This is a genomic window from Catenulispora acidiphila DSM 44928, from assembly GCF_000024025.1.
Classification (GTDB): domain Bacteria; phylum Actinomycetota; class Actinomycetes; order Streptomycetales; family Catenulisporaceae; genus Catenulispora; species Catenulispora acidiphila.
The window spans coordinates 6,246,558-6,268,912 of sequence record NC_013131.1 but is presented as its reverse complement, the minus strand read 5'-3'; the positions used below and the strand labels follow the sequence as shown (position 1 = coordinate 6,268,912).

General features: G+C 72.0%; 24 protein-coding genes. 10 read left to right on the top strand and 14 right to left on the bottom strand.

Going from position 1 to position 22,355, the window contains the following annotated elements; all coding sequences use genetic code 11:
• Window positions 1-94: 94 nt before the first annotated feature.
• The gene (locus CACI_RS26930; RefSeq protein WP_041540481.1) at window positions 95-526 is read left to right on the top strand and encodes a VOC family protein; all 432 of its coding nucleotides are present in this window, start codon (window positions 95-97) and stop codon (window positions 524-526) included.
• A 75-nt stretch (window positions 527-601) separates the two neighbouring features.
• Here CACI_RS26930 and CACI_RS26925 read toward each other — a convergent pair whose 3' ends face one another.
• Together CACI_RS26925 and CACI_RS26920 are read right to left on the bottom strand one after the other, a co-directional pair.
• A complete protein-coding gene (locus tag CACI_RS26925) occupies window positions 602-1,822 on the bottom strand; it encodes a hypothetical protein (RefSeq protein ID WP_015794030.1) in 1,221 nt (406 codons plus the stop codon).
• A gap of 168 nt (window positions 1,823-1,990) precedes the next feature.
• Window positions 1,991-3,304 (bottom strand): DUF1015 family protein, encoded by a 1,314-nt coding sequence (locus tag CACI_RS26920; RefSeq protein ID WP_015794029.1) that lies wholly within the window; start codon window positions 3,302-3,304, stop codon window positions 1,991-1,993.
• A 120-nt stretch (window positions 3,305-3,424) separates the two neighbouring features.
• On the opposite strand from CACI_RS26920, the gene CACI_RS26915 reads away from it, so the two are divergent.
• The 3 genes from CACI_RS26915 to CACI_RS51460 all read left to right on the top strand — a co-directional run bounded on the left by CACI_RS26915 (window position 3,425) and on the right by CACI_RS51460 (window position 5,253).
• Window positions 3,425-3,871, top strand: coding sequence for a tetratricopeptide repeat protein (locus CACI_RS26915; RefSeq protein ID WP_015794028.1), 447 nt, complete (start codon window positions 3,425-3,427; stop codon window positions 3,869-3,871).
• A 26-nt stretch (window positions 3,872-3,897) separates the two neighbouring features.
• Window positions 3,898-4,932, top strand: coding sequence for an HAD-IIA family hydrolase (locus tag CACI_RS26910; RefSeq protein ID WP_015794027.1), 1,035 nt, complete (start codon window positions 3,898-3,900; stop codon window positions 4,930-4,932).
• Between the two features lie 156 nt (window positions 4,933-5,088).
• The gene (locus CACI_RS51460) at window positions 5,089-5,253 is read left to right on the top strand and encodes a hypothetical protein (RefSeq protein ID WP_015794026.1); all 165 of its coding nucleotides are present in this window, start codon (window positions 5,089-5,091) and stop codon (window positions 5,251-5,253) included.
• A gap of 27 nt (window positions 5,254-5,280) precedes the next feature.
• Here the strand turns inward: CACI_RS51460 and CACI_RS26905 are convergent, their stop codons facing one another.
• The 5 genes from CACI_RS26905 to CACI_RS26885 form a co-directional block, all read right to left on the bottom strand.
• A complete protein-coding gene (locus CACI_RS26905; RefSeq protein ID WP_015794025.1) occupies window positions 5,281-6,414 on the bottom strand; it encodes a CaiB/BaiF CoA transferase family protein in 1,134 nt (377 codons plus the stop codon).
• Window positions 6,415-6,517: 103 nt separating this feature from the next.
• On the bottom strand, window positions 6,518-7,135 hold the full coding sequence (locus CACI_RS26900) for a TetR/AcrR family transcriptional regulator (protein ID WP_015794024.1): 618 nt from the start codon (window positions 7,133-7,135) through the stop codon (window positions 6,518-6,520).
• A 48-nt stretch (window positions 7,136-7,183) separates the two neighbouring features.
• Entirely contained in the window at window positions 7,184-7,642 is a 459-nt protein-coding gene (locus CACI_RS26895; RefSeq protein WP_015794023.1) for an SRPBCC family protein, read from the bottom strand.
• A gap of 13 nt (window positions 7,643-7,655) precedes the next feature.
• The gene (locus CACI_RS26890; RefSeq protein ID WP_015794022.1) at window positions 7,656-7,985 is read right to left on the bottom strand and encodes an alkyl sulfatase C-terminal domain-containing protein; all 330 of its coding nucleotides are present in this window, start codon (window positions 7,983-7,985) and stop codon (window positions 7,656-7,658) included.
• A gap of 10 nt (window positions 7,986-7,995) precedes the next feature.
• Window positions 7,996-9,219: a glycosyltransferase 87 family protein gene (locus CACI_RS26885; RefSeq protein ID WP_190276634.1), complete on the bottom strand. Its 1,224-nt coding sequence runs from the start codon at window positions 9,217-9,219 to the stop codon at window positions 7,996-7,998.
• 413 nt (window positions 9,220-9,632) lie between these two features.
• On the opposite strand from CACI_RS26885, the gene CACI_RS26880 reads away from it, so the two are divergent.
• From CACI_RS26880 to CACI_RS26860, 5 genes are all read left to right on the top strand, one after another.
• Window positions 9,633-9,941: a hypothetical protein gene (locus tag CACI_RS26880; protein ID WP_041540480.1), complete on the top strand. Its 309-nt coding sequence runs from the start codon at window positions 9,633-9,635 to the stop codon at window positions 9,939-9,941.
• The gene (locus CACI_RS26875) at window positions 9,938-10,828 is read left to right on the top strand and encodes a TlyA family RNA methyltransferase (RefSeq protein WP_015794019.1); all 891 of its coding nucleotides are present in this window, start codon (window positions 9,938-9,940) and stop codon (window positions 10,826-10,828) included. Before CACI_RS26880 ends, CACI_RS26875 begins: the two co-directional genes overlap by 4 nt.
• A 3-nt stretch (window positions 10,829-10,831) precedes the next feature.
• Entirely contained in the window at window positions 10,832-11,737 is a 906-nt protein-coding gene (locus tag CACI_RS26870) for an NAD kinase (RefSeq protein WP_015794018.1), read from the top strand.
• 147 nt (window positions 11,738-11,884) lie between these two features.
• Window positions 11,885-13,627, top strand: coding sequence for a DNA repair protein RecN (recN, locus tag CACI_RS26865; RefSeq protein WP_015794017.1), 1,743 nt, complete (start codon window positions 11,885-11,887; stop codon window positions 13,625-13,627).
• A gap of 87 nt (window positions 13,628-13,714) precedes the next feature.
• A complete protein-coding gene (locus tag CACI_RS26860) occupies window positions 13,715-14,341 on the top strand; it encodes a response regulator transcription factor (protein WP_041540478.1) in 627 nt (208 codons plus the stop codon).
• 297 nt (window positions 14,342-14,638) lie between these two features.
• Here CACI_RS26860 and CACI_RS26855 read toward each other — a convergent pair whose 3' ends face one another.
• Both CACI_RS26855 and CACI_RS26850 read right to left on the bottom strand, forming a co-directional pair.
• Window positions 14,639-15,952, bottom strand: a complete 1,314-nt coding sequence (locus CACI_RS26855; RefSeq protein WP_015794015.1) for a sensor histidine kinase — start codon at window positions 15,950-15,952, stop codon at window positions 14,639-14,641.
• Complete coding sequence (locus CACI_RS26850; RefSeq protein WP_015794014.1) at window positions 15,949-16,422, bottom strand: hypothetical protein; 474 nt, start codon at window positions 16,420-16,422, stop codon at window positions 15,949-15,951. The genes CACI_RS26855 and CACI_RS26850 overlap by 4 nt, the downstream gene beginning before the upstream one ends.
• Before the next feature lie 251 nt (window positions 16,423-16,673).
• Between CACI_RS26850 and steA the strand changes: the two genes are divergently transcribed.
• Window positions 16,674-17,870, top strand: a complete 1,197-nt coding sequence (steA, locus tag CACI_RS26845; protein WP_015794013.1) for a putative cytokinetic ring protein SteA — start codon at window positions 16,674-16,676, stop codon at window positions 17,868-17,870.
• Window positions 17,871-17,940: 70 nt separating this feature from the next.
• On the opposite strand, the gene CACI_RS26840 is transcribed toward steA, so the two are convergent.
• The 5 genes from CACI_RS26840 to CACI_RS54375 are packed head-to-tail and all read right to left on the bottom strand — an operon-like array spanning window position 17,941 to window position 22,214.
• Complete coding sequence (locus CACI_RS26840; RefSeq protein WP_015794012.1) at window positions 17,941-18,354, bottom strand: arsenate reductase ArsC; 414 nt, start codon at window positions 18,352-18,354, stop codon at window positions 17,941-17,943.
• Window positions 18,355-18,381: 27 nt separating this feature from the next.
• Window positions 18,382-19,125, bottom strand: a complete 744-nt coding sequence (locus tag CACI_RS26835; RefSeq protein WP_015794011.1) for an aquaporin — start codon at window positions 19,123-19,125, stop codon at window positions 18,382-18,384.
• On the bottom strand, window positions 19,122-19,481 hold the full coding sequence (locus tag CACI_RS26830; protein WP_041540477.1) for an ArsR/SmtB family transcription factor: 360 nt from the start codon (window positions 19,479-19,481) through the stop codon (window positions 19,122-19,124). The genes CACI_RS26835 and CACI_RS26830 overlap by 4 nt, the downstream gene beginning before the upstream one ends.
• Before the next feature lie 25 nt (window positions 19,482-19,506).
• Window positions 19,507-20,808 (bottom strand): MFS transporter, encoded by a 1,302-nt coding sequence (locus CACI_RS26825; RefSeq protein ID WP_015794009.1) that lies wholly within the window; start codon window positions 20,806-20,808, stop codon window positions 19,507-19,509.
• Window positions 20,793-22,214, bottom strand: a complete 1,422-nt coding sequence (locus CACI_RS54375) for an FAD-dependent oxidoreductase (RefSeq protein WP_041542495.1) — start codon at window positions 22,212-22,214, stop codon at window positions 20,793-20,795. The genes CACI_RS26825 and CACI_RS54375 overlap by 16 nt, the downstream gene beginning before the upstream one ends.
• Window positions 22,215-22,355 lie beyond the last annotated feature (141 nt).

Genomic DNA, 22,355 nt, shown 5'->3' with positions numbered 1-22,355 from the left:
CGCTGATCTGCTGATCTGCTGATCACCCCGCGCGACCGGCGCGGGCGGCCGCTACAGGGGTCGCCCGCGCCGGTCTTGGCGTAGCGTGGAGATCGTGAAGCCGAACCGTTCGATCCCGTCCGCGACAGTCATCCCGGTCCTGGTCTACCCGGACGTGCGAGCCGCTGTGGAGTGGCTCACCACGGTGTTCGGGTTCGCCGAACGCATCCGGATCGGCGAGGACCACCGCTCGCAGATGCGCGTCGGCGAGGACGGTGCCGTGATCATCGCCGACGTGCGCGGGCAGCGCACGCCGCCGCAGCCCGGCGTCGAGACGCATGTGCTGAAGGTGCGGGTCGAGGACGTGCGGGCGCAGTATGAGCGCGCGAAGTCCCATGGCGCCGCGATCCTCGCCGACCTCGCCGAGCAGCCGTTCGGGGAGTTGCAGTTCACCGTCGAGGACCTGGCCGGGCATCGCTGGGAGTTCTGCGAGTCGGTGCGCGACGTGGATCCCGCCGAGTGGGGCGGGACGGTCGTCGAGGGCTGATCGGCCTGGTTCGGACCTCGATCATGGCGCTCCTCGATCATGGCGCTCCTCGATCATGGCGCTCCTCGCGAACGGTCAGCCCTGACCCCGCGCCGCCTCTGCCGCCTCCGCGGCCAGCTTCCTCATCCGCTCCATGACATCCGCGTCCGGCCATTCCCCGACCCGGTAGCGCGCCGGGTGGTAGCCCTCGGCGGGGGTCAGTCGGGCTTCCTCGGCGACCACCGTCCACGGGATCAGCAGCATCTTCTCGTTGTGCTTCGGGAAGGCGACCACGTCCGCCGCCGGCAGCAGCGAGGTTTCGTCGTCAGCCCAGGATGCGGCGGTGACCTCGGCGCCCTCCGGGCTGCGGAAGCCCTTCAGCGCGGCGGGGAAGGGGTCACCGGGTCCTGCGATGGCGCGCAGGTACTCCGTCTGCGGACCGTAGGCGTCCATCGCGAGCAGGATCTGCGCGTGCTTGACCGCCGCGTGCGCCGGGTGGTCGTGCGCGGGCTGGTACAGGACCACGGCGCCCTCGTCGTCGACCGTCAGGGGCGCCGGGCTGATCGGGCGGGCGGATTCGCGCCATTCGCGCTCCGCGACCTCGAAGGCCTTGGCCAGTGCCGCGGCGTCATCCGTCTCGTAGGCGAGGAGCAGGGTGTTGTTGCTGATCGGGAACGCGAGCGGACGCGCGCCGGCGAGCCGGTGCATCGTCGCCAGCCAGCCCTGGACCAGCGGGAGAGAGGTCAGGTAGGCGTCGCCGTTGTCGGTGAGCCGGATGGGCTCGGCGCTGCCCTCGCGGCGGCGGGCTTCGTCCAGGGAGGTGGTGACCGTGCGGGCCATGTTGCGGTGCGCGGTGGCGAAGGCCTCCTCGGCGCTCACCTCCCAGCGCTTCAGGTCCGTGCGGGCGGCGTAGCGCATGGCCGAGGGGGTGTCGAGAACCAGCATCTCGGACAGGTAGGGCCCGGCGGGGCGGCTGACCAGGTCGAACTTCGGGTCCGCCGGGATCGGCCGCAGGACCGGGCGCAGGGTGGCCCGCACGTCGTCCCAGTGGTCGGGCGTCGGCGGCAGCGCGGCGATGTCGACCAGCCGCCCGATCGCCGCCCTGCGGACCCCTGCCGGGGCGCCCTGAGTCTCGCGGAACACCGTCTCCAGGTTGATGATCGACGGCTCGCCGCCCCGCGCCCCCTGCACTACGACCTGGAACTCCACCGGGTCGTAGTCGGCGCGCGCCACGGCGTCCACAGCCCGGACCCGTGCCGCGACCTCTTTCCCGAACCGGTCGCGGGCGGACCCGAACAGTCTGTCGGCTATTCCCATGGCGGGCGACGATAACGCAAGCCGCCAACCGTCAGGTGTCCGCCCGGTGATCGGGACGTGCCCAGGGGGCGCCGGCTTCGGAAAGCACCAGGTGACCTCGGGCGCAGGGTGGCCGAGGTCACCTCGGTGTCAGTGGCCTTATCGCCGGCTTTCTCGCCGGCCTTGTGACTAACCTTGTGACTGGCCTTCCGCGAGCAGCCGCATCACCAGCCCGGTCGCCGGCTTCGGCCCGAAGGCCGTCGACTTGCGCGGCATCAGCACTCCGGCGCCGGCCAGCTGGCGGACCACGTCCTCGGTCGTCGGGCGCAGCAGGACCGCGGTGCCGCCGATGCGGGCGGCCTCGGCGACGGCGTGGACCGGGTCGTGGTCGAAGCGGACCTCCTCGGGCGTGTCCGGGAGCTGCCAGACCGCCTCGACCAGGACGTGGTGGAGCACCGTGGCGTCCAGGGCGCGCCAGGCCCGCGGCTTGTCCGCCGGGATCGTCTCGGCCAGGACCGCCGGGTCGGGGGCGGTGAGCAGGTAGTGCGTGCGGCCGTCCGACAGAACGAAGGCGTGTTCGCCGGCCGGGATCGCGTCCAGGGCGTGGTGCGGGTCAGGGGTCTCACGTACCGCGAAGACCTTGCCCGCCTGGGCCACCGCGGTCTCCAGCGGGACGTTCGGCAGGACGCGGTGGATCGCGTGCAGGCTCAGCGGGTAGCGGCTGGTGTCGACCAGCAGCGCCAGGCCGTAGGCGGCCGGGCCGCCGCGCTCGGCGCGCAGCAGGCGGTAGGCGGCGTGCCGGTGGTGGCCGTCGGCGATCAGGGCCCGATGCCAGAGCAGGTCGGCGGCGACGCGGTCGGCGGCGACCGGGTCGGTCAGCGCCCACAGCCGGTGCCGCGTGCCGTCGGCGGTGGTGGTCGAGGTCAGCGGCTCGGTGCGGTCGGCGGTCTGGTCCAGCAGGTCCGAGACGGTGCGGTCGCCCTCGTAGGTGAGCAGGATCGGCTCGATGTGGGCCTCGACGGCGCGCATCTGCGCCAGCCGGTCGGCGACCACCGAGCCGGTCACCGCCTCGTGCGGCAGGATCGCGCGGCGCCCCGGGCGCGGCTCGGCGGCGTCGCCGGCCTCGGCGGAGTCCGCGTCGTCCAGCCGCACCAGAGCGATCAGCCCGCGCTGGCGTACTCCGCGCCCGGTCTGCTCGTACACGTAGAACGCCGGTTCGCCGTCCTGTCGCAGTACCCCGTCGTCGATCCAGGCCCGCAGCGAGGTCGCCGCCCGGTGGTAGCGCGCCGGCGCGCCGGGCCCGCCGGCCAGCTCCTCCGGCGCGGCCAGGATCAGCCGCACGACGTTGTGCTCCTCGATGTCGGCCAGTCGCCTGGCCTCATCCGGACCGATCATGTCGTACGGTGGCGAAGTAACCGCCGCCGGGTCCCGGACCCGGTCCGGCGCGAATCGCAGTCCCCGGAAGGGGAGGATTCTGAGCGCCTGCGGATCGTTGTGTGCCATGCACGCATCGTACGAGTCGGTGCGAGGGTATGACGTGGGCGGAGGGTGGAAAGGAAAGACGGCAACAAGGTGTCACGGATGGGGAGCCGGTAGCGGGAGCCGAGTACGACGGAGGATCTGATGTCTGAGCGATACGGCGAGTACGACGCCGAGGACGGTACCGGCGAGCCCACCGGAGAGGCCGCCGACTGGTACCGGCAGGGCGTCCAGCTGCTGGAGGCCGGCGATCCGGCGGCCGCGGCGCAGCTGCTCACCAAGGTCGCCCAGAAGACCCCGGACTCCGCGCCGGTGCTGGAGGCACTGGCCCGCGCGCACTTCGACGGCGGCCTGTACGAGCGGGCCGTGGAGAGCTTCGCGCAGCTGGCGCACGTGAGCCCGGACGACGACTACGCGCAGTTCGGGTGGGGACTCGCGGCGGCCAAACTCGGCCAGATGGATGTCGCCGTCGAGCACCTGTCGGCCGCCGCCGCGATGCGTCCGGAAATCCGCCACTATGCCAACGCCCTGCGGGCCGCGCGGTCCACGCTGCGGGAGCAGACCGGTAAAAAGGGGCTGGCCGACACCTGATCTTGCGGATGTGATCAGATAGCGGTGTGACCGCTGAGACCAACGAGGGCGCCGGCAACGGCGGACCCGTGCCGTTCCTGACGTCCCAGAAGCCGCTCGCCGAGGCGTACGACACCGCGCTGCTGGACCTGGACGGCGTGGTGTACCGCGGCGCCGACGCGGTGCCGCACGCCGCCGAGGCGCTGCGCGCCGCGCAGGAGCACGGCATGCGGCGCACCTACGTGACCAACAACGCCTCGCGCACCCCGGAGGCCGTCGCCGAGCACCTGAACGAGCTCGGCGTCGCCGCGGCGGCGCACGAGGTCGTCACCTCGGCCCAAGCCGCCGCGCGCATGGCGGTGGCCTGCGTCGGCGAGGGCGGCCGGGTCCTGGTGATCGGCGGCGACGGACTGCGGGCGGCGGTGCGCGAGCTGGGGCTGAAGGCGGTGGCCGGCGCCGACGACATGCCCGACATCGTGGTCCAGGGCTATTCGCCCGACCTCGGCTGGAAGGACCTGGCCGAGGCGACGTACGCGGTGCGCCGCGGCGTGCCGTGGATCGCCACCAACACCGACACCACGGTCCCGACCGCGCGCGGTATCGCCCCGGGCAACGGCACGCTGGTCGCCGCGGTCGGCGCCGCCTCGGGCAAGACCCCGCAGGTCGCGGGCAAGCCGGAGCTGCCGCTGCACCGCGAGTCGATCCTGCGCTCCGGCGCCACGCGGCCGCTGATCGTCGGCGACCGGCTGGACACCGACATCGAGGGCGCGGTCCGCGGGAACACCGACAGCCTGCTGGTCTTCACCGGCGTGACCACGGCGCGCGACCTGCTCGCCGCGCCGCCGGACCGGCGCCCCAGCTACCTCGCCGAGGACCTGCGCGGGCTGCTGACCGCGCACGTCGCGCCGACCCGCGACGGGGTGAACTTCGTCTCGGCGCGCTGGACCGCCGCGGTGGTCTCCGAGCAGGTCGTGCTGCACGGGCACGGGGACAAGATGGACGCGCTGCGGGCGATGTGCGCCGCGGTGTGGGAGTACGGCCGCGAGGTCGACGTCGAGGACGCGCTGGCGAGTCTGGCTTAGCGCGCGCGGGTTTCGGCGCTGGTTTCGGCGCCGAGGCCAGGAGGTTCGGGTCCCGCGAGTCCCGAGTCCTGAGGCGCTGAGCTGCCGCATCAACTGCTGTCCCCTGCCTGGACCTGCCACGTCGCAGTGCCGCCGCCCTCCGTCGAGGCTGGCGGCATGAAGGATCTCGAATGGCAGCCGGCGATCCGCATCGTGCTCGTCGCCGACGGCGACTACACGGTCACCTCCGTGGCGTTCGCCGCGGGGTGGGTCTTCGCGAAGAACGAGCACGGCACGGTCGCGTTCCCCGAGTCCCAGGTCGTGAAGGTCACGCTCGGCTGAGTCGGGGCTGAGTCTGGCTGAGCCGACCTACGCCTGCACCACCGCTCCCGCCTCGACCAGCGCCTCCACGTCCTCGAACCCCCACGCGCCCAGCGCCTCCCGCGTGTGCGCCCCGGGCCCGCACGGCGGCAGTCCCAGCTCCGCGCCGGTCCGCGAGAACCGCGGCGCCGGCGCCGGCTGCGTCAGCCCGTCGCGTTCGACCAGCGTGCCGCGCGCGGCCAGGTGCGGGTGCTTCGGTGCCTCCTTCGCCGAGAGCACCGGCGCCACGCACGCGTCGCTGCCGGCGAAGACCTCCGTCCACTCCTCGCGTGTCCGGGTCCGGAAGGTCTCGGCGAGCAGGACCCGCAGCTCCGGCCAGCGTTCGCGGTCGTTCTGGCCCGGCGCGCGGTCGGCGATGCCCAGCCGGGCCACGAGCTCGGCGAAGAACTGCGGCTCGATCGCGCCGACTGCCATGTGCTCGCCGTCGGAGGTCTCGTAGACGTCGTAGAACGGCGCGCCGGTGTCCAGCAGGTTCGTCCCGCGCCGGTCGCGCCACAGGCCCAGGCTGACGAAGCCGTGCAGGATCGCCGACAGGTGCGCGGTGCCGTCGACGATCGCGGCGTCCACGACCTGCCCGCGCCCGGAGCGTTCCGCCTCCCAGACCGCCGCCAGGATGCCGACGACCAGGTACATCGACCCGCCGCCGAAGTCGCCGACCAGGTTCAGCGGCACCTGCGGCGGACCGCCGGCGCGGCCGATGGCGTGCAGCGTGCCGGTGACGGCGACGTAGCCGATGTCGTGGCCGGCGGTCGCGGCCAGCGGGCCCTCCTGCCCCCAGCCGGTCATCCGGCCGTAGACCAGCGCCGGGTTGCGCGCCAGGCACTCGGCCGGCCCGATGCCCAGGCGCTCGGCCACGCCGGGGCGGTAGCCCTCGATCAGCACGTCCGCCCGCTCGGCCAGCCGCAGCACCACCTCCGCGCCGCCGGGGTGCTTCAGGTCCACGGCGACCGAGCGCCGGCCTCGGTTGAGCACGTCCTTCTCACCCAGCGACAGCCCGCCGCCGCCGGGCCGGTCCACCCGGATCACCTCGGCGCCGAGGTCGGCGAGCAGCATCGCGGCGAACGGCCCGGGCCCGATGCCCGCGATCTCCACGACCTTCAGTCCCTGCAGCGGCCCAGCCATGCACCCTCCCGGCGCTCCGGTGGCGGTTTCAGTGGATTCAGTGAATTCAGTGGTTTCAGCGGATTCAGCGGATTCAGCGGATTCTTCTGACGGTGTATCAGGATCAGCGCGAGGCCGACACCTCGAACAGCGGCCGCAACAGCGCCTTCGACCTCTGCCACCGCTCGTCGAGACGCGCCGAGGGATTCGGGTGCAGGAAGGAGACCATCCGCAGCCCTCGGATCGCCTCCAGCGCGGTCAGCAGCCGCAGCTGGAAATCGGGCAGCGCGGTCACCTCCGGCCCGAACAAGATCACCGAGACCTCCGCGAACCGCGCCGTCAGCGCCCGCTCGAACGCGGTCGTCGCCTCCCGCAGGTCCGGATCGGTCCGCGCGGCGACCCACAGCTCGATCGCGGCGTCGAACGTCGGTCCCTGATGCGCCTTCCACAGCAGCTCCAGGGCGTCCCCGACCGGATCGGCGGACCCGGCGAGGAGGTCCGGCCGCGCCAGCACCAGCATCGCCTGCTGCTCGGCCAGATGCCGCACCGCCGCCACGACCAGCTCGTCCTTGGTCGCGAAGTGGTGCACCTGCGCCCCGCGCGAGACCCCGGCCAGCTCGGACACCCGCGTGGTGGTGGTCCCGGCGTAGCCGTGCTTCACCAGGCACTCGACGGTCGCGTCGAGCAGCAGCCGGCGGGTGGCGGCGGAACGTTCCTCCTGGGTGCGGCGCGCGGTGGTCACGCCGACCAACTTACAGGCAGCTCTGCCGGTTTGTTGAGGCGGGGCAGGTCACCCGGTCTCGACCAGCGCGGCCAGCTTGTCCATCGACATCCGCCAGCCCAGCTCGTTGTCGGCGGCCGAGACCCCCGGCGGCAGGTTCTCGTGCCGCCCGGACACCTCGGTGCCCCCGGGGACGTCCCGCAGCTCATAGCTGACGGTCATCTCCCCGCGCAGATCCGGCACGTCCGTCTCGAACTCGATCGCCTGCACGACCTTGCTGTCCGGCACCAGCTCGACGAACCGGCCGTGGAAGGTGTCGGTCTGCGCCGAGGTCTTCCCGGTCTCGGTCGGCGCGTCATACGTCAGCGAGATGCGGAAAGCGCCGCCTTCGCGGGCATCGAAGGAATGCACCTGGCTGGTCATGCCGTCCGGCACCATCCATTGCCGGACGGCGTTCGGGTCGAGCAGTGCCCGGTAGACGGCAGAGCGCGGAGCCAGGATCAAGCGAACCGATCGCGTAGTGGCCATGGACCCCAGCTCATCACAGGAGCTTGCGCAGCCGCAGCAGGTCCGAGATCGAAGCCTCCAGCTTCACCCGGCCGCGCGCCCACGCCGAGGCGAAGTTCAGGTTGCCGGCGACGAGGGCGATCAGGTCGTCGCTCTTGATCGTCAGGCGGATCTGCGCGCGGTCGCGCGGCTCGGTGGTGACGTCCTCCAGGGTTCCCTCGCGCAGCGTGCCGTGGAAGGTCACGTCGAGGTCCGGGACCTTCAGGCTCACGGTCCGTACGAGCTTCTTGCTCGACTCGTCCATGTCGCCGAGGTTCCCGGCGAACTCCTTCAGCGCTTCCCGGCATTCCTCGATGGTGGCCACTCGCGTGACCCTAACGCACCGGCGCCGGTGTCCGCCGGGTCGACGCGGCCCAGACCACGAACGACAGGGTGATGATCAGATAGGCGTCGCCGATCAGGTTCTCCCACCAGCCCCAGTGCATCTCCAAGCCGTGGTCGACCGGGAACAGCAGTAGCGGGCCGATGAGGAACACCGCGGTGAGCACGACCAGCCCGGCGATCTTCAGCCGCTCGCCGCCGCGGACGATCTGGATCGCGAAGGGCAGCAGCATCGGGGCGATCCACACCCAGTGGTGCGACCAGGAGACCGGCGAGATGAGCAGCTGGCACGCGGCGACCACGGCCAGGGCGCACACCGGGTCCTCGCGCCGGATCGCCCGGCGCGCGCCGTGGTAAGCCAGGGCTATGACGATCATCGAGAGCGCGAACCACAGGCGCTCCTCGGTCTTCACCGACATCGCCAGGCCCGGCAGTCCGCCGAGCCGGTGCAGTCCGCCGCGCAGCGATTGGTTGGCGGCGTATCCGAGGTCGCCGATGCGGGTCGGATCGAAGACGGTGGCGGTCCAGTACGCCTTGCTGTCCCGGGGCGCCAGGATGATGCTCAGCGAGGTCGCGCCGATGAACGCGGCGACCATGTTCGAGGCGCTCTTCCACTGCCGGCGCGCGACGAAGTAGAGCAGGAACACCGCCGGGGTCAGCTTGATCGCCGCGGCGACGCCGGCCAGCGCGCCGCGCGGGATGCGGGTCTTCGGGCCCAGGGCGTCGGTGACCACCAGCCCCATCAGCAGCAGGTTGATCTGGCCGTGCAGGAACGTGCTGCTGATCGGCTCCATCACCAGGCTGAGCAAGGTGATGGTGACCAGCACCCGCGGCGTCGGCTCGGGCAGGAACCGGGCTCCGGCGCGGTTGTGCAGCACCAGATAGATGGTCCAGGTCAGAGCCGTGAAGCCGATCAGCACCATGAGCACCGCGGCCAGGTGATACCCGACAAAACCCAGCACGCTGAACAGCACGGCCGCGAACGGCGGGTAGGTGAACGGCAGGTCCGGTCCGTCCAACGGATGCGGAAACCGCGTCGTATACAGCGGCAGATCCTTCATGAACGATATCCCGCCGTCCCGATAGACCTTCAGATCTATCAGCGGGTTCCCGCCCTTGCCGGCTATCAGCCCGATGCCGAAGACCAGCACGGCCGCCGCCGTCCACCACGCGGCAGCGCGGCGGCGGCTCCACGGCTTCTTGGAGGACCTTGTCAAACGATGGATCCACGGACCGTCGCCCGCCATCATCGCCATGCCGGCGACCCCCTCGCGATTCGGCGCCGGCAATGCGGCAGACCCAAAGGTTTCCCACAGGACCCGGGGCGATCGGAATCGTCCCGACAGCGGCACAGGCTAGCGGGCGCGGACGCCTTCTGAATGTCACTCGAAAGAGGGTTGAGTTAACACCGGACGCCTTTTAGGCAACGCTCTGACCAGGTTCTCCGTCGCCTCTGGCGGAAACCCGGGCCCAGAGCTGCGCATTATCGTCCGGCAATTGCGAATTCGCGCGGACCGTCCGCCCCGATCCGGTTCTGCTACAGCTTGTCGTAGATGACGGCCGGGCCGCCGGGGCGCGCGGCCCGCCGGCGGGACCGGCGCCGGGCGGGCTCCACGCGATAGCGTTCGGGGTGAACAACCGGCAACCGAAGGCGAGCGGCACGAGCGTGGACGAGATGGGCGAGTTCGAGACGGACGGCCATCAGGACGAGCAGTCCGGCGGCGTGCCGGCGTCCGCCTTCCATGAGGACTCCGAGACCGTCGACTTCCACGTCGATTACGAGCACTCCGGCGACCGGCGCGTCGACGACGCCCTGGACCGCCTGGCCCGGCTGCCCGACACGCCGCTGCCCGGCCACGCCGACGTGTACGACGCCGTCCACACCGAGCTGCGCGCGATCCTGTCCGAGCAGCCCGCGGGCGCCCAGGGCCCGCGGTGACCCCCCGGCGCCGCCTGGACGCCGAGCTGGTCCGCCGCAACCTCGCCCGCTCGCGCGAGCAGGCCCGCGAGCTGATCGAGGCCGGGCGGGTGAGCGTCGGCGGGCAGAAGGCCGGCAAGCCGGCGACCCAGGTCGAGACCGCCGCGGCGATCGTCGTGGCCGAAGCCAGCGAAGGGCCGGACTACGTCTCGCGGGGCGGCCACAAGCTGGCCGGCGCGCTGGCCGCCTTCGCCGCCGACGGACTGAGCTTCGCCGGCCGCCGCGCCCTGGACGCCGGTGCCTCCACCGGCGGCTTCACCGACGTGCTGCTGCGCAACGGCGCCGCGCGGGTGGTCGCCGTCGACGTCGGCTACGGCCAGCTCGCCTGGTCGCTGCGCACCGACGAGCGGGTCACCGTGCTGGACCGCACCAACGTCCGGGACCTGACCCCGGAGGCGATCGGCGGTCCGGTGGAACTCGTGGTGGGTGATCTCTCGTTCATCTCATTGCGGCTGGTGCTGCCGGCGCTGGCCGCCTGCGCGACCCCGGAAGCGGATCTGGCCCTGATGGTCAAGCCGCAGTTCGAGGTCGGGCGGGAGCGGCTGGGCTCCGGAGGCGTGGTGCGCGACGTCGCCCTGCACGCCGAGGCGGTGCGGGACGTGGCCGCCGCCGCGGGCCGGGCCGGACTCGGCGTGCGCGGCGTGGCCGCCAGCCCGCTGCCGGGACCGGCCGGCAACGTCGAGTACTTCCTCTGGCTGCGCGCCGACGCGCCGCCGCTGCGCGAGGAGGACCTGGCTCGGGCGATCGAGCAGGGTCCGGCCGGGGACGGGCGGTTCGACGACAGCAGTGAGAACAGCAGCAGTGAGAACAGCAGTGAGAAGAACAGCGATGAGGGGTCTGGGGACTGACTGATGGGACACGGCGAGCGCGACGTGCTGTTGGTCGTCCACACGGGCCGCCAGGTGGCGCTGGACGCCGCGCGCGACACCGTCGCGCGGCTGTCGGCCAGCGGGGTCGGCGTGCGCGTGCTGGCCGGCGAGGCCGGGGAGCTGGAGACCGACGCCCCGGTCTGCGCGCTCGACGCCGGGGCGCTGGAGGACATCGAGCTGGTGGTGGTGCTCGGCGGCGACGGCACGATGCTGCGCGGCGCCGAGGTCGCGCGCAGCGCCGGCGTGCCGCTGCTGGGCGTGAACCTGGGCCGTGTCGGGTTCCTGGCCGAGGCCGAGTACGAGGACCTGGCCTTCGTCGTGGACCGCATCGTCGCCCGCGACTACACGGTCGAGGAGCGGATGACCGTCGACGTCGAGGTGAGCCTGGACGGACAGGTCGTGGACCGCTCCTGGGCGCTGAACGAGGCCAGCGTGGAGAAGGCCTCGCGCGAGCGGATGCTGGAGGTCCTGGTCTCCATCGACGGCCGGCCGCTGTCCAAGTGGGGCTGCGACGGCGTCATCTTCGCCACCCCGACCGGTTCCACCGCCTACAACTTCTCCGCCGGCGGCCCGATCGTCTGGCCCGACCTGGACGCGCTCCTGCTGGTCCCGATCAGCGCCCACGCGCTGTTCGCCCGGCCGCTGGTGGTCTCCCCGCACTCGCTGCTGGCGCTGGAGCTGCAGCCCAACGGCGAGGACCCCGGCAGCAAGGGCGCCGTGATGTGGTGCGACGGCCGCCGGGTCCTCGACCTGCCGCACGGCGCACGGGTCGAGGTACGCCGCGGCGCACTGCCGGTGCGCTTCGCCCGCCTGCACCGCGCGCCGTTCAGCGACCGGCTCGTCGCGAAGTTCGCGCTGCCCGTGGACGGCTGGCGCGCCGAGAAGTAGCGGACACTCGACCGGCTCGCCCCTTGCCCGCACCCGCCCCTGACAGCGTGTCAGGGCTGTGAACTTCGCCCCCTAAAGGGACGAATCAGGCGCGCAGGTACCGCTTCCGGCCCGGGAAGACCTAGTGTCTTACCTGTGCTGGAGCAGATGAGGATTCGCGGCCTCGGCGTCATCGAGGACGCGGTGTTGGAGCTGTCGCCCGGATTCACGGCGGTCACCGGCGAGACCGGAGCCGGCAAGACGATGGTCGTCACGGGCCTCGGACTGCTGTTCGGCGGCCGTTCCGACTCCGCGTTGGTGCGTCCCGGCGCCGAGCGGGCCTCGGTCGAGGGCCGCCTCGTCGTGGACCCCAAGGGCGCCGCCGGGCGGGCCGCCGCCGAGGCCGGCGCCGAGCTCGAGCCGGTCGGCAAGGACAAGGCAGAGCTCATCATCTCCCGGTCGGTGTCGAACGAGGGGCGCTCGCGCGCGAGCCTGGGCGGCGCCGCCGTCCCGATCGGCGTCCTGGGCGGCCTGGCCGACGACCTGGTGGCGATGCACGGCCAGTCCGCGCAGCAGTCCCTGCTGCAGCCCGCCCGCCAGCGCCAGGCCCTGGACCGCTACGCCGGTCCCGCCGTCGCCGAGCCGCTGGCCGAGTACAAGGCCTGCTACGAGCGCCTGAAGAAGATCGAGTCCACGCTCGAGGAGCTGACCACCCGCGCCCGCGAGCGCGCCCAGGAGGCGGACCTGCTGCGCTTCGGCCTGGCCGAGGTCGAGCGCCTGGAGCCGGTCGAGGGCGAGGACGCCGAGCTGGCCGCCGAATCCGAGCGCCTCGGCCACGCCGACACCCTGCGCACCGCCTCCGAGGGCGCGCACATGGCGCTGGCCGGCAGCCCCGACGACCCCGCCTCGATCAACGCCCTGTCGCTGGTCACCGAGGCGACCCGGGCGCTGGAGGCCGCGCGCGGCCACGACCCGGCGCTGGCCGAGCTGGCGCAGCGCCTGGACGAGGCCTCGTTCCTGCTGGCCGACGTCTCCACCGAACTGGCCGCCTACGCCGACTCCATCGAAGCCGACCCGCGCCGCCTGGCCGACGTCCAGCAGCGCATCAGCGACCTCAACGGCCTGATGCGCAAGTACGGCCCGAAGCTCTCCGACGTCATCGCCTGGTCCTCCGACGGCGCGCTGCGGCTGTCCGAGCTCGAGGGCGACGACGACCGCATCGCCGCCCTGACCGAGGAGCGCGCCGCCGCGCGCGCCGAACTCGCCGGACACGCCGCACGCCTGTCGGCGGGGCGCTCGCAGGCCGCGGACAAGTTCGCGGCCGCGGTCACCACCGAGCTGGCGGAGCTGGCGATGCCGCACGCGCGCATCGACGTCCCGGTCACGCAGAAGGAGACCGCCGGCGGCCTGGAGGTCGACGACCGCGCGGTGGCCTTCGGCCCGACAGGGGTCGACGACGTCGAGATCCGCCTCGCGCCGCACCCCGGCGCGCCGTTCCTGCCGATCGCCAAGGGCGCCTCCGGCGGCGAGCTCTCGCGCGTCATGCTGGCGGTCGAGGTGGTCTTCGCCGGCTCCGACCCGGTCCCGACGTTCGTCTTCGACGAGGTGGACGCCGGCGTCGGCGGCAAGGCGGCGGTCGAGGTCGGCCGCCGGCTGGCCCGTCTCGCGCGCTCGGCGCAGGTCGTGGTCGTCACGCACCTGCCGCAGGTAGCGGCCTTCGCCGACCGACAGCTGGTGGTCCGCAAGGCCAACGACGGCATGGTGACGCGCTCCGGCGTGATCGTGCTCGACGACGCCGCCCGCCGCCGCGAGCTGGCCCGCATGCTCGCCGGCCTCGAGGAGTCCGAGCTGGGCCAGGCGCACGCCGACGAGCTGCTGCAGGCGGCAGCGGCCGACCGGCAGCGCGGGTAGGGGTTCGCCGGCGCCGATCAAGTCGCCGATCAAGTCGCTGATCGAGTCACTGGCGGGGCGCGCGCTGCCGGGTGTGAGAATGCTGTCGTGGCAGCGATCCGAGTAGTGGTGGCCGACGACCAGGCGGCGGTACGCGACGGCCTGGTCGCGCTGTTGTCGGTGACGGCCGGCGTCGAGGTCGTCGGCGAGGCCGCGAACGGCGCGGCGGCAGTCGCTGCGGCCGAGACACTGCGGCCCGACGTCGTGCTCATGGACCTGCGCATGCCCGGTGTGGACGGCGTCGAGGCGACGCGGCGCATCGCGCAAAGCGCCCCGGATGTGCGAGTCGTGGTCCTCACCACGCATGCCGACGACGCCTCGATTCTCAAGGCCCTGCGAGCCGGCGCCACCGGCTACCTCACCAAGGAATCCGGCCGCGCCGAGATCGCCCGCGCCATCGAGGCCGCGGCCTCCGGACAATCGGTCCTGGACGACGGCGTCACGGCGATACTGCTCGCCGCCGCCGTGGAGGTCCCGGCCTCGGCCGACCTCACACCGCGCGAAGCCGAGGTACTGACGCTGATCGCGCGCGGCAAGTCCAACACCGAGATCGCGGGGGAGCTGTTCGTCTCCGCCGCGACCGTGAAGACACATATCAACAACCTGTTCGCGAAGATCGGCGTGCGCGACCGGGCTCAGGCGGTGCGGTACGCGCTGCGGCGCGGGCTCGACTGATTGGGGGGCGCTGGTGCGAGCTGCTGCCGATCCGATCCAAGCCGATCCAAGCCGCTGCCCGATCCGCTGCCCCAGCCGCGCCAGCCTGATCTCGTCGAGCGCCGCCTCAGCCTCGCGCTGACCCGATCCGCTCCGAGCCGCTACCCGCGCCGCGCCGGCCTGATCTTCTCGAGCGCCGCCTCAGCCTCGCGACGATCCATCCGCCGCCAATCCGCCGCCGATCCGCTCCGAGCCGCTGCCCGCGCAGACCCGATCCGCTACCCGCGCCGCGCCAGCCTGCTCTCCTCGAGCACCGCCTCAGCCCTCGAACTCGCCCTCCGCGACCCAAGGCACCACTGGCACCACCGCCGCCACCCGGAACCCTCCGCCCGCCGTCGCCCCGGTCTCCACCGACCCGCCGACCAGCCCGACCCGCTCCCGCAGCCCGATCAGTCCCCAGCCTCCGCCGGAGTTCGCCAGCGGTGCGGTCGGTGTCGTCGGCGCCGCGTTCTCGATCGTCAGCGTGACCGTCTCCGCCTCCATCGCGAGCCGCACCTGCACCGCCGCCCCCGGCGCGTGCTTGCGCGCGTTTGTCAGCGCCTCCTGAGCCACGCGTTGCAGCGTCTGCGCCGTCTCCACTGCCAGCTCCGGGACCGGGCCGTCGAGCACCTCGAACGTCGCCGGCCAGCCGGTGTCCTGCGTGTAGTCCGCGGCGAGCACGGCCAGGGTCTCCTCCGGCGGCTTCACGTCCTCGCGCAGCGCCGTGACCGCGCGCCGCACCTCCGACAGGCCGTCGCGGGCCAGGCGGCGGGCTCGAATGACCATGGTGTGCGCGCGTTCCACGTCCGCGCCGTCGGTCAGCAGCGCGTCGGCGGCTTCCAGCTGGATCGCCAGGCCTGACAGCGAGTGTGCGAGAACGTCGTGCACGTCCCGGGCGATCCGGCCGCGCTCGGCCAGCGCGGCGGCGTGCGCCTGCTCGGTGTTCGCGCGCCGCGTCATCACCAGCAGGTCCTGCGCTCGGTGCAGGGCCAGTTGGCGGGAGCGGCGCGCGTCGCCGGAGACGTAGCCGCCGATCACGACGGCGAGGATCCACGGGTACTGGCCGCCGTGGTGCGCGAGGACCGCGCTGACCGCCCCGGCCACGAGGACCGCGATCCCGACGTACAGCGCCGTCACCCGTGGCTCGGCGACCGCCTGCAGGAACAGCAGGCCCATGAAGATGTAGGTGAGCCCGGACGGCTCGGCCAGTCCCGAGCCGGCCAGGATCGCGCCGCACACCGCGAACACCGCGGTGGCGGGGATCAGGATCCGCATGCGGTGCACGGGGGAGACCGCCCACACGACGCCCGACAGCGCGGCGGCGCCGCCGAGGGCCCAGGCGGCGGGACGGTGGGTCTGGGCGATGCCGAACGTCAGGGCGCCGATGGCCAGCAGGCGCAGCGCCACCGCGGCGGCCGGCCAGCGCTCGGTCCAGCGCCGCAGGTCGGGGAAGTCGTCGACGGTGCCGCTCATGATGAGGCCAGTGTGCCCGGACGGCGGGGCGGGAGGCACGTCGGGCGCGTCGGTCTCGGCGCGCCGGTTCGCAGCGATGCGCCAGGTCGCGGTCCCGAGCGTGATCCAGCTCGCGCTCACGAGCGGGCCAGGACCGGGATGCCGCTGGCGTAGGCCCGCGGCAGCACGATCAGCGACTCGGCGGCCAGCGACACGCCGAACATGAGCATCGTCGAGGACGTCATCGCCGCCTTGCCCGCGCCGGCGCCGACCGCGGCGGCCTCCAGGCCGAAGCGCGCGGCGATGGAGCCGATCCACAGCAGCAGCGTCAGCGGACGGTAGCGGGCCCAGAGGACGCCGTCGCGCTCGTACAGCCGGATCGTGGAGCCGCGGACCAGGCCGATCGCGACCGACACCGCGCCTTCCACCGCGAGCCACACCTGGTCGGTGTGCGTGAGCGTGCCGCTCTTCTGCAGGATGAACCAGCCGTAGACCGCCAGGATGCCCGGCATGACGACCGAGCGGCGGGTGTCGACGGGGCGCCCGGTCAGGCGCTTGCCGATGACCAGCGCGGCGACCGCGATGATGAGGACGATCTGCAGGATGTTCATGCTGCCGACGCTAGGGATCCGGCGCTCTCGCCGGATCGGAGCGCGGGTGGAGACCGGGGTGGAGATCCCGGCGGGTGCGGGGCGGCGGCTGCGAAGGTGAGGGCTGCGAGGCGAGGGCTGCGAGGTGGGTGCTGCGGTGTGCGGTCGGCGCGGAGCACAGCGTGCGCGGACGTCCCCCACCGGCCTCGCGCCACCCACACGCCAATCCCTTACCGCCGGCCGGGTCGGACGTGCGACGATGAGCGCCAGTGATGACTCACCCGCCGCACCGCCTCCGACGCCGAGCCCAGGCCCGCCAGCCAGACTTGCCGGGTCTGTCCGGCGTTGCCCGGGTGGACCGGCGGACCAAGGACCTGACCAAGCGGCTGCGGGCCGGCGAGATCGCGCTGATCGACCACGTCGATCTGGACGGTCCGGCGGCCGAGGCGCTGTTGGCGTGCAAGCCCGCCGCCGTGGTGAACGCCGCCAAGTCGCTGTCCGGCCGCTATCCGGCGATGGGACTGGAGATCCTGCTCTCCGCCGGCATCCCGGTCGTGGACGAGGTCGGGTCCGCCGTGCTGGAGCGGATCGCCGAGGGCGACATGGTGCGGCTCGACGGCAACGTCGTGCTGTGCGGCAGCACCCCGATCGCGGTCGGCAAGGCGGTGGAGCTCTCCGAGGTGGTCGAGGCGCTCGCCGAGGCGCGCTCGACGGTCTCCGAGCAGATCGAGGCGTTCACCGCGAACACCATGGAGTACCTGCGCGCCGAGCGCGATCTGCTGTTCGACGGCGTCGGCGTCCCGGACATCACCACCCAGCTCGACGGCCGGCATGTGCTGATGGTGGTCCGCGGCACCCACCACAAGGAAGACCTGGCGGTCCTGCGCCCCTACATCCGCGAGTACCGGCCGGTGTGCATAGGAGTCGACGGCGGCGCCGACGCACTCCTGGAGGGCGGCCACCGCCCGGACATCATCGTCGGCGACATGGACTCGGTCTCCGACGAGGCACTGGCCTGCGGAGCCGAGCTGATCGTGCACGCCTACCCCGACGGAACCGCCCCCGGGCTCGACCGCGTCACCGCCCTCGGACTCCCGTGCGTGGTCTTCCCAGCAGCCGGCACGAGCGAAGACGTGGCGATGCTCCTCGCCGACGACAAGGGCGCCTCCCTGATCGTCGCCGTCGGCGGCCACAGCAACCTGGTGGAATTCCTCGAGAAGGGCCGAGGCGGCATGGCCTCGACCTTCCTGACCCGCCTCCGCGTAGGCGGCAAACTCGTCGACGCCAAGGGCGTATCACGCCTCTACCGCAGCCGTATCTCCACAGCCTCCCTGGCCGCCCTGGTCCTGGCCGCCCTCACCACCATCATCGCCACCCTGCTGGTCTCGCCGGCCGGAAAGGGCTACCTCACCGTGTTCGGCTCGCTGTGGGACGACTTCGTGTTCTGGCTGCGGAGTTGGTTTTCGTAGCTGGGCAAACCCGTCCACGCCGTGCGCCATGATCGGATCCCACCGGCCCGGCGCCGAAATTGTCGAAGATTCACCCGGTGGCGTCGATTTCCTCGATAAGGCCCTTGATGCGGCGCTCGATCTCGTCCCGGATCGGCCGGACCGCCTCGACGCCCTGGCCCGCCGGATCGGTCAGAACCCAGTCGAGGTAGGTCTTGCCGGGGTAGACCGGGCAGGCGTCGCCGCAGCCCATGGTGATGATGTAGTCCGAAGCCAGGGCGGCCTCGTCGGTCAGGACCTTCGGCGTCTCGGCCGACAGGTCGATGCCGACTTCCTTCATGGCCTCCAGCACCGCCGGGTTGACCTGATCTGCCGGGGCCGAGCCGGCTGAGCGGACGGTGACGCGGTCGCCGGCCAGGTGCGTCAGAAAGCCCGCGGCCATCTGGGAACGGCCGGCGTTGTGGACACACACGAACAGGACCGACGGCTTAGCAGCGGACATCATGGAGCCCTTTCGTTGGGGACTGACGGCTTATCGAACAGTCACCGGCATGCGTTCGGCTTCGGCCAGCGGTTCGGCAGCGGTGTTCTCCGCGTGGCGCCCAACGGGGTAAAGCATCGCGACCAGCCCGATGCCGATCACCGCGCCGACGCATTGAAAGGCCACGAAGCCCGCGACCGAGCCCGGCGCGATCCCGGCGAAGGTGTCGGTGAAAGCCCGCGCGATCGTCACAGCCGGGTTGGCGAAGCTGGTGGAGGAGGTGAACCAGTAGGCCGCGCCGATGTAGGCGCCGACCGCCGGGGCGATGATCGCCCCACGTTCGGACCGTACCAGCGAGAAGATCAGCAGGATCAGGCCCGCCGTGGCGACGACCTCGCCCAACCACAGGTGACCGGCGGCGCGTACGTGGGTGGAAGCCGTCACCGCTGGCAGGCCGAACATCAGGTTCGCGAGCACCGTGCCGCCGATGCCGCCGGCGGTCTGTGCCGGTAGGTAGGCGGCGATGGTTCGCAGGTCGGTCCCGTCGCCGGAGCGGCGGGACAGGGCGTAGTCGGCGATGGTGACGACCGGGTTGAAGTGTGCCCCGGAGACCGGTCCGAAAATGAGGATCAGCACGGCCAGCCCGAACACCGTGGCGATGGAGTTGGCCAGCAGCCGGAGTCCGACGTCGCCGGTCAGGTTCGTCGCCATGATCCCGGAACCGACGACGACCGCGACCAGCAGCGCGGTCCCGAGCGCTTCGGCCAGCACGCGGCGGGCCAGCGGCACAGTCATCCCGCGACCGTCACCGTCGGCGCGAGCAATAGGGACAGTCGGCCCAGAGCCTCAGACCGTACGCGGTAGTGGATCCAGGTCCCGCGGCGTTCGGAGTCCACCAGGCCGGCCTCGCGCAGCACCTTCAGGTGGTGGCTGATGGTCGGTTGGGACACGTCGAAGTAGGGGGTGAGGTCGCACACGCACGCCTGTCCGCCCTCGAACGAGGCGATCAGCGAGAACAGGCGCAGCCGCACCGGGTCGGCCAGCGCTTTGAACACGTGCGCGAGACCTGCGGCTTCAAGGTCTGTCAGCGGCTCGGTGACCAGCGGCGTACTGCACGCCTCCGCGATCACCGGAAGCTCCTTCTTCGACATGCGTCTATATTTACAGTGGTCCATACTACGAGGCAAGCGGCTCGAACGCTGGCCTCCGTCGACGCTCCAACTGGCGGATCACGGCCATCGCCGCCGCCCCGATCAGGCAACACCCAGCTGATGCGGTCAGCGGCGGGGCGTAGCTGTGCGCAGCGCTCGCCCACGCTGCCGACACGAGCGGAGCCAGGGCTTTGACCAGGGTCAGCGGCAAGGTGAGCAGCCCGGACAGCGTGGCGAAGGCCTCGGTGCCGTAGCGGGCGGTGAGCACGGCGGGTCGGATCAGGGTCGACACGCCGAAGCCGAGCCCGAAGACCAGGACGCAGGCGATCGCGCCGAGGCTGGTTCTGCCGATCAGGGGGAGTAGCCCGACACCGATGCCCTGGACCACGAACACCGCAGCGGCGACGTCGGTCGCCGATGCGCGTCTGCCTGCTGCGGTGAACGCCAGGCGACCGCTGACCGAGAGCACGCCGAGCATCCCAGCGGTGGTGGCGGCGAACGTGGCCGAATGTCCGAAATCCCGGAGCGCGGCGACCAGCAGGACACCCATGACGAAGACAGCGGCGCCCTGGGCCAGCAGAGAACAGCCGAGCGTCCAGAACACCGGGTCGTGCAGCGCGACGGAGACGATCTGTCGGCGCCGGCCATCTGGAGCGGTCTTGGTCGAGGACTGCGAAGGCCGACGTATATAGAGGTGAAACGGAACGGTGAGTGCGGCGTGCGCGACCGCCAGGACCAAGACCGCGTCGCGCCAACCCAGATCGGCCAGCAGGTATCCCGCGCTCGGCAGGAAGACGCTGGAGGCGAAGCCGGCCACGATGGTCACCGCCAGCAGGGCTTTGGCGCGGCTGTCGGCGCCGAACCAGGGGACGAGCACCGCGAACGCCGCCTCGTACAACACCGCCGCCGAGGCGACCCCGATGCCGATCCATACGGCGTACAACTGCCACACCGACGTGACCTGGGACCAGACCGCCACCAGGACACTGGCGGCGATCGAGCCGCCGGTCATCAGCAGTCGACCGCCGTGTCGGTCCAGGTGGCGGCCGACCGGGACGGCGGCTGCGGCTGCGGCCAGCAGTGACGCTGTCAGTGCCCCGGTCACCACCGGCGTGCTGGTGTGCAGGTCGTGCGCGGTCGGGATGAGGAAGACGGAGAAGACGTAGAACAGCACGCCGTAACCGACGGTCTGGCTGACCGCCAAGCCTGCGACCAAACGCCACCGGTACTGCGCCAACGCGCCGTGTCGGGAGCCGCCGGACTCGGCGCTTCCCGACACGGCGGCGCCCGGCACGGCGCCGGCTGTCCCGGTCAGGTGCCGCAGCACCCGGACTCGCTGCTGGTCTGGACCAACGGGAGAGGCTCAGACAGCAAGCCTCCTGAGATGCCTGTGGGCAGCCCCACGCTCACTGGTTCCGGGGTGCCGCACGAAGTGCCGCAGCCTGCGGACTCGATCTCCTCGCCCGGGAGGGTGGTGTTGCACACTCCGGTTTCCGGTAGCTCCAGACGCACGTCGCGGGCCGCATTCCAGTCTCCTGCCAGGGCGGCCACCACGGAGCGGGCCTGCTCGTAGCCGGTGGCCAGCAGGAACGTCGGAGCTCGGCCGTAGGACTTCATGCCGATCGCGTAGAAGTCCGGTTCGGGGTGGGACAACTCGTCCACGCCGTGCGGCGGCACGGTGCCGCAGGAGTGCTCGTTCGGATCGATCAGCGGCGCCAGCGCGCGGGTCGAGCCGAGGATCGGATCCAGATCCAAGCGCAGTTCGCTGGTGATCGAGTGGTCGGGGCGGAATCCCGTGGCCGCCACGATCCGGTCGCAGGCCACGAGCTTCTTCACCCCGCGCGCGTCGATGCTCTCGACCTCGATCCCGCCGCTGCCTGCCAGGACCCTGACGGTCTCGGCCGAGAACTGATTCACCAGCTCGATCCGGCCCTCGGCGACCAAGGTCTTCAACCTGGCGCCGAGTGCACCCCGCGCCGGGAGAGCGTCGGCCTCGCCGCCGCCGTAGGTGCGCGCCGCTGAGCCCGTGCGGATCGCCCAGGAGATGCGCGTGCCCGGCTCGGTCTCGGCGAGTTCGGCCAGCGTCAGCAGCGTGTTCGCCGCCGAGTGCCCGGCGCCGACCACCAGCGTGTGCCGGCCGGCGTAGAGACTGCGGGCTGGACCCAGGACGTCCGGCAGCGCGTGGTCGATGAATGCTGCCGCCTCGATCTCGCCGTAGGCGGGCAGGCCCGAGGCACCAAGGACGTTCGGCGTGCTCCAGGTGCCGCTGGCGTCGATGACCGCGCGCGCTTGCAGGTCGGTGGTGACACCGCCGATGTCGACGCGGATCAGGAACGGCGCTCGCTCCCGGCCGCGCGTGCGCATCCGGTCCACGCCGACGCGGCTTATCGCCGTCACGCGGTGCCCGAACCGCAGATGCGGCGCGATCTGCGCTGTCGCCGCGAGCGGAACAAGATAGCGCTCCACCAGCTCGGCGCCGGTCGGGGCGTCCTCCGGGTCCGGCGCGGTCCAGCCGGTCGGCTCCAGAAGCGCGCGGGCTGCGGCGTCGATGTCATAGCGCCACGGGCTGAACAGGCGGACGTGACCCCAGGAGCGCACCGCTGCTCCGACCTCGTCTCCTGCTTCCAGTATTTGGAAGGGGATGCCGCGCTCGACCAGGTGCGCGGCGGCCGCCAAGCCGACGGGCCCGGCGCCGATGACGACGACCGGCGGTTCGGCCGATATCGGGTTCATACTCGCCTCTCCAGTCTCTTGGGTGGTCAGTCTCTCGGGTGGTGCTGGCGTCTCTGTGCTGATGTCCGTGTGCTGCGCCAGATGCTCGACGGTGCCCACGACCAAGCGGACCATGGCGAGCAGTGTCGCAGGCTGGACACG

What these genes read in the sequence shown, in the direction of transcription:
- CACI_RS54375 (WP_041542495.1), bottom strand. Translation starts at nt 22,214, where the DNA reads ATGAACCCGATATCGGCCGAACCGCCGGTCGTCGTCATCGGCGCCGGG.
- CACI_RS26830 (WP_041540477.1), bottom strand. Translation starts at nt 19,481, where the DNA reads ATGTCGAAGAAGGAGCTTCCGGTGATCGCGGAGGCGTGCAGTACGCCG.
- recN (WP_015794017.1), top strand. Translation starts at nt 11,885, where the DNA reads ATGAGGATTCGCGGCCTCGGCGTCATCGAGGACGCGGTGTTGGAGCTG.
- steA (WP_015794013.1), top strand. Translation starts at nt 16,674, where the DNA reads ATGACTCACCCGCCGCACCGCCTCCGACGCCGAGCCCAGGCCCGCCAG.
- CACI_RS51460 (WP_015794026.1), top strand. Translation starts at nt 5,089, where the DNA reads ATGAAGGATCTCGAATGGCAGCCGGCGATCCGCATCGTGCTCGTCGCC.
- CACI_RS26850 (WP_015794014.1), bottom strand. Translation starts at nt 16,422, where the DNA reads ATGAACATCCTGCAGATCGTCCTCATCATCGCGGTCGCCGCGCTGGTC.
- CACI_RS26920 (WP_015794029.1), bottom strand. Translation starts at nt 3,304, where the DNA reads ATGGCACACAACGATCCGCAGGCGCTCAGAATCCTCCCCTTCCGGGGA.
- CACI_RS26905 (WP_015794025.1), bottom strand. Translation starts at nt 6,414, where the DNA reads ATGGCTGGGCCGCTGCAGGGACTGAAGGTCGTGGAGATCGCGGGCATC.
- CACI_RS26870 (WP_015794018.1), top strand. Translation starts at nt 10,832, where the DNA reads ATGGGACACGGCGAGCGCGACGTGCTGTTGGTCGTCCACACGGGCCGC.
- CACI_RS26915 (WP_015794028.1), top strand. Translation starts at nt 3,425, where the DNA reads ATGTCTGAGCGATACGGCGAGTACGACGCCGAGGACGGTACCGGCGAG.
- CACI_RS26835 (WP_015794011.1), bottom strand. Translation starts at nt 19,125, where the DNA reads ATGACTGTGCCGCTGGCCCGCCGCGTGCTGGCCGAAGCGCTCGGGACC.
- CACI_RS26895 (WP_015794023.1), bottom strand. Translation starts at nt 7,642, where the DNA reads ATGGCCACTACGCGATCGGTTCGCTTGATCCTGGCTCCGCGCTCTGCC.
- CACI_RS26925 (WP_015794030.1), bottom strand. Translation starts at nt 1,822, where the DNA reads ATGGGAATAGCCGACAGACTGTTCGGGTCCGCCCGCGACCGGTTCGGG.
- CACI_RS26840 (WP_015794012.1), bottom strand. Translation starts at nt 18,354, where the DNA reads ATGATGTCCGCTGCTAAGCCGTCGGTCCTGTTCGTGTGTGTCCACAAC.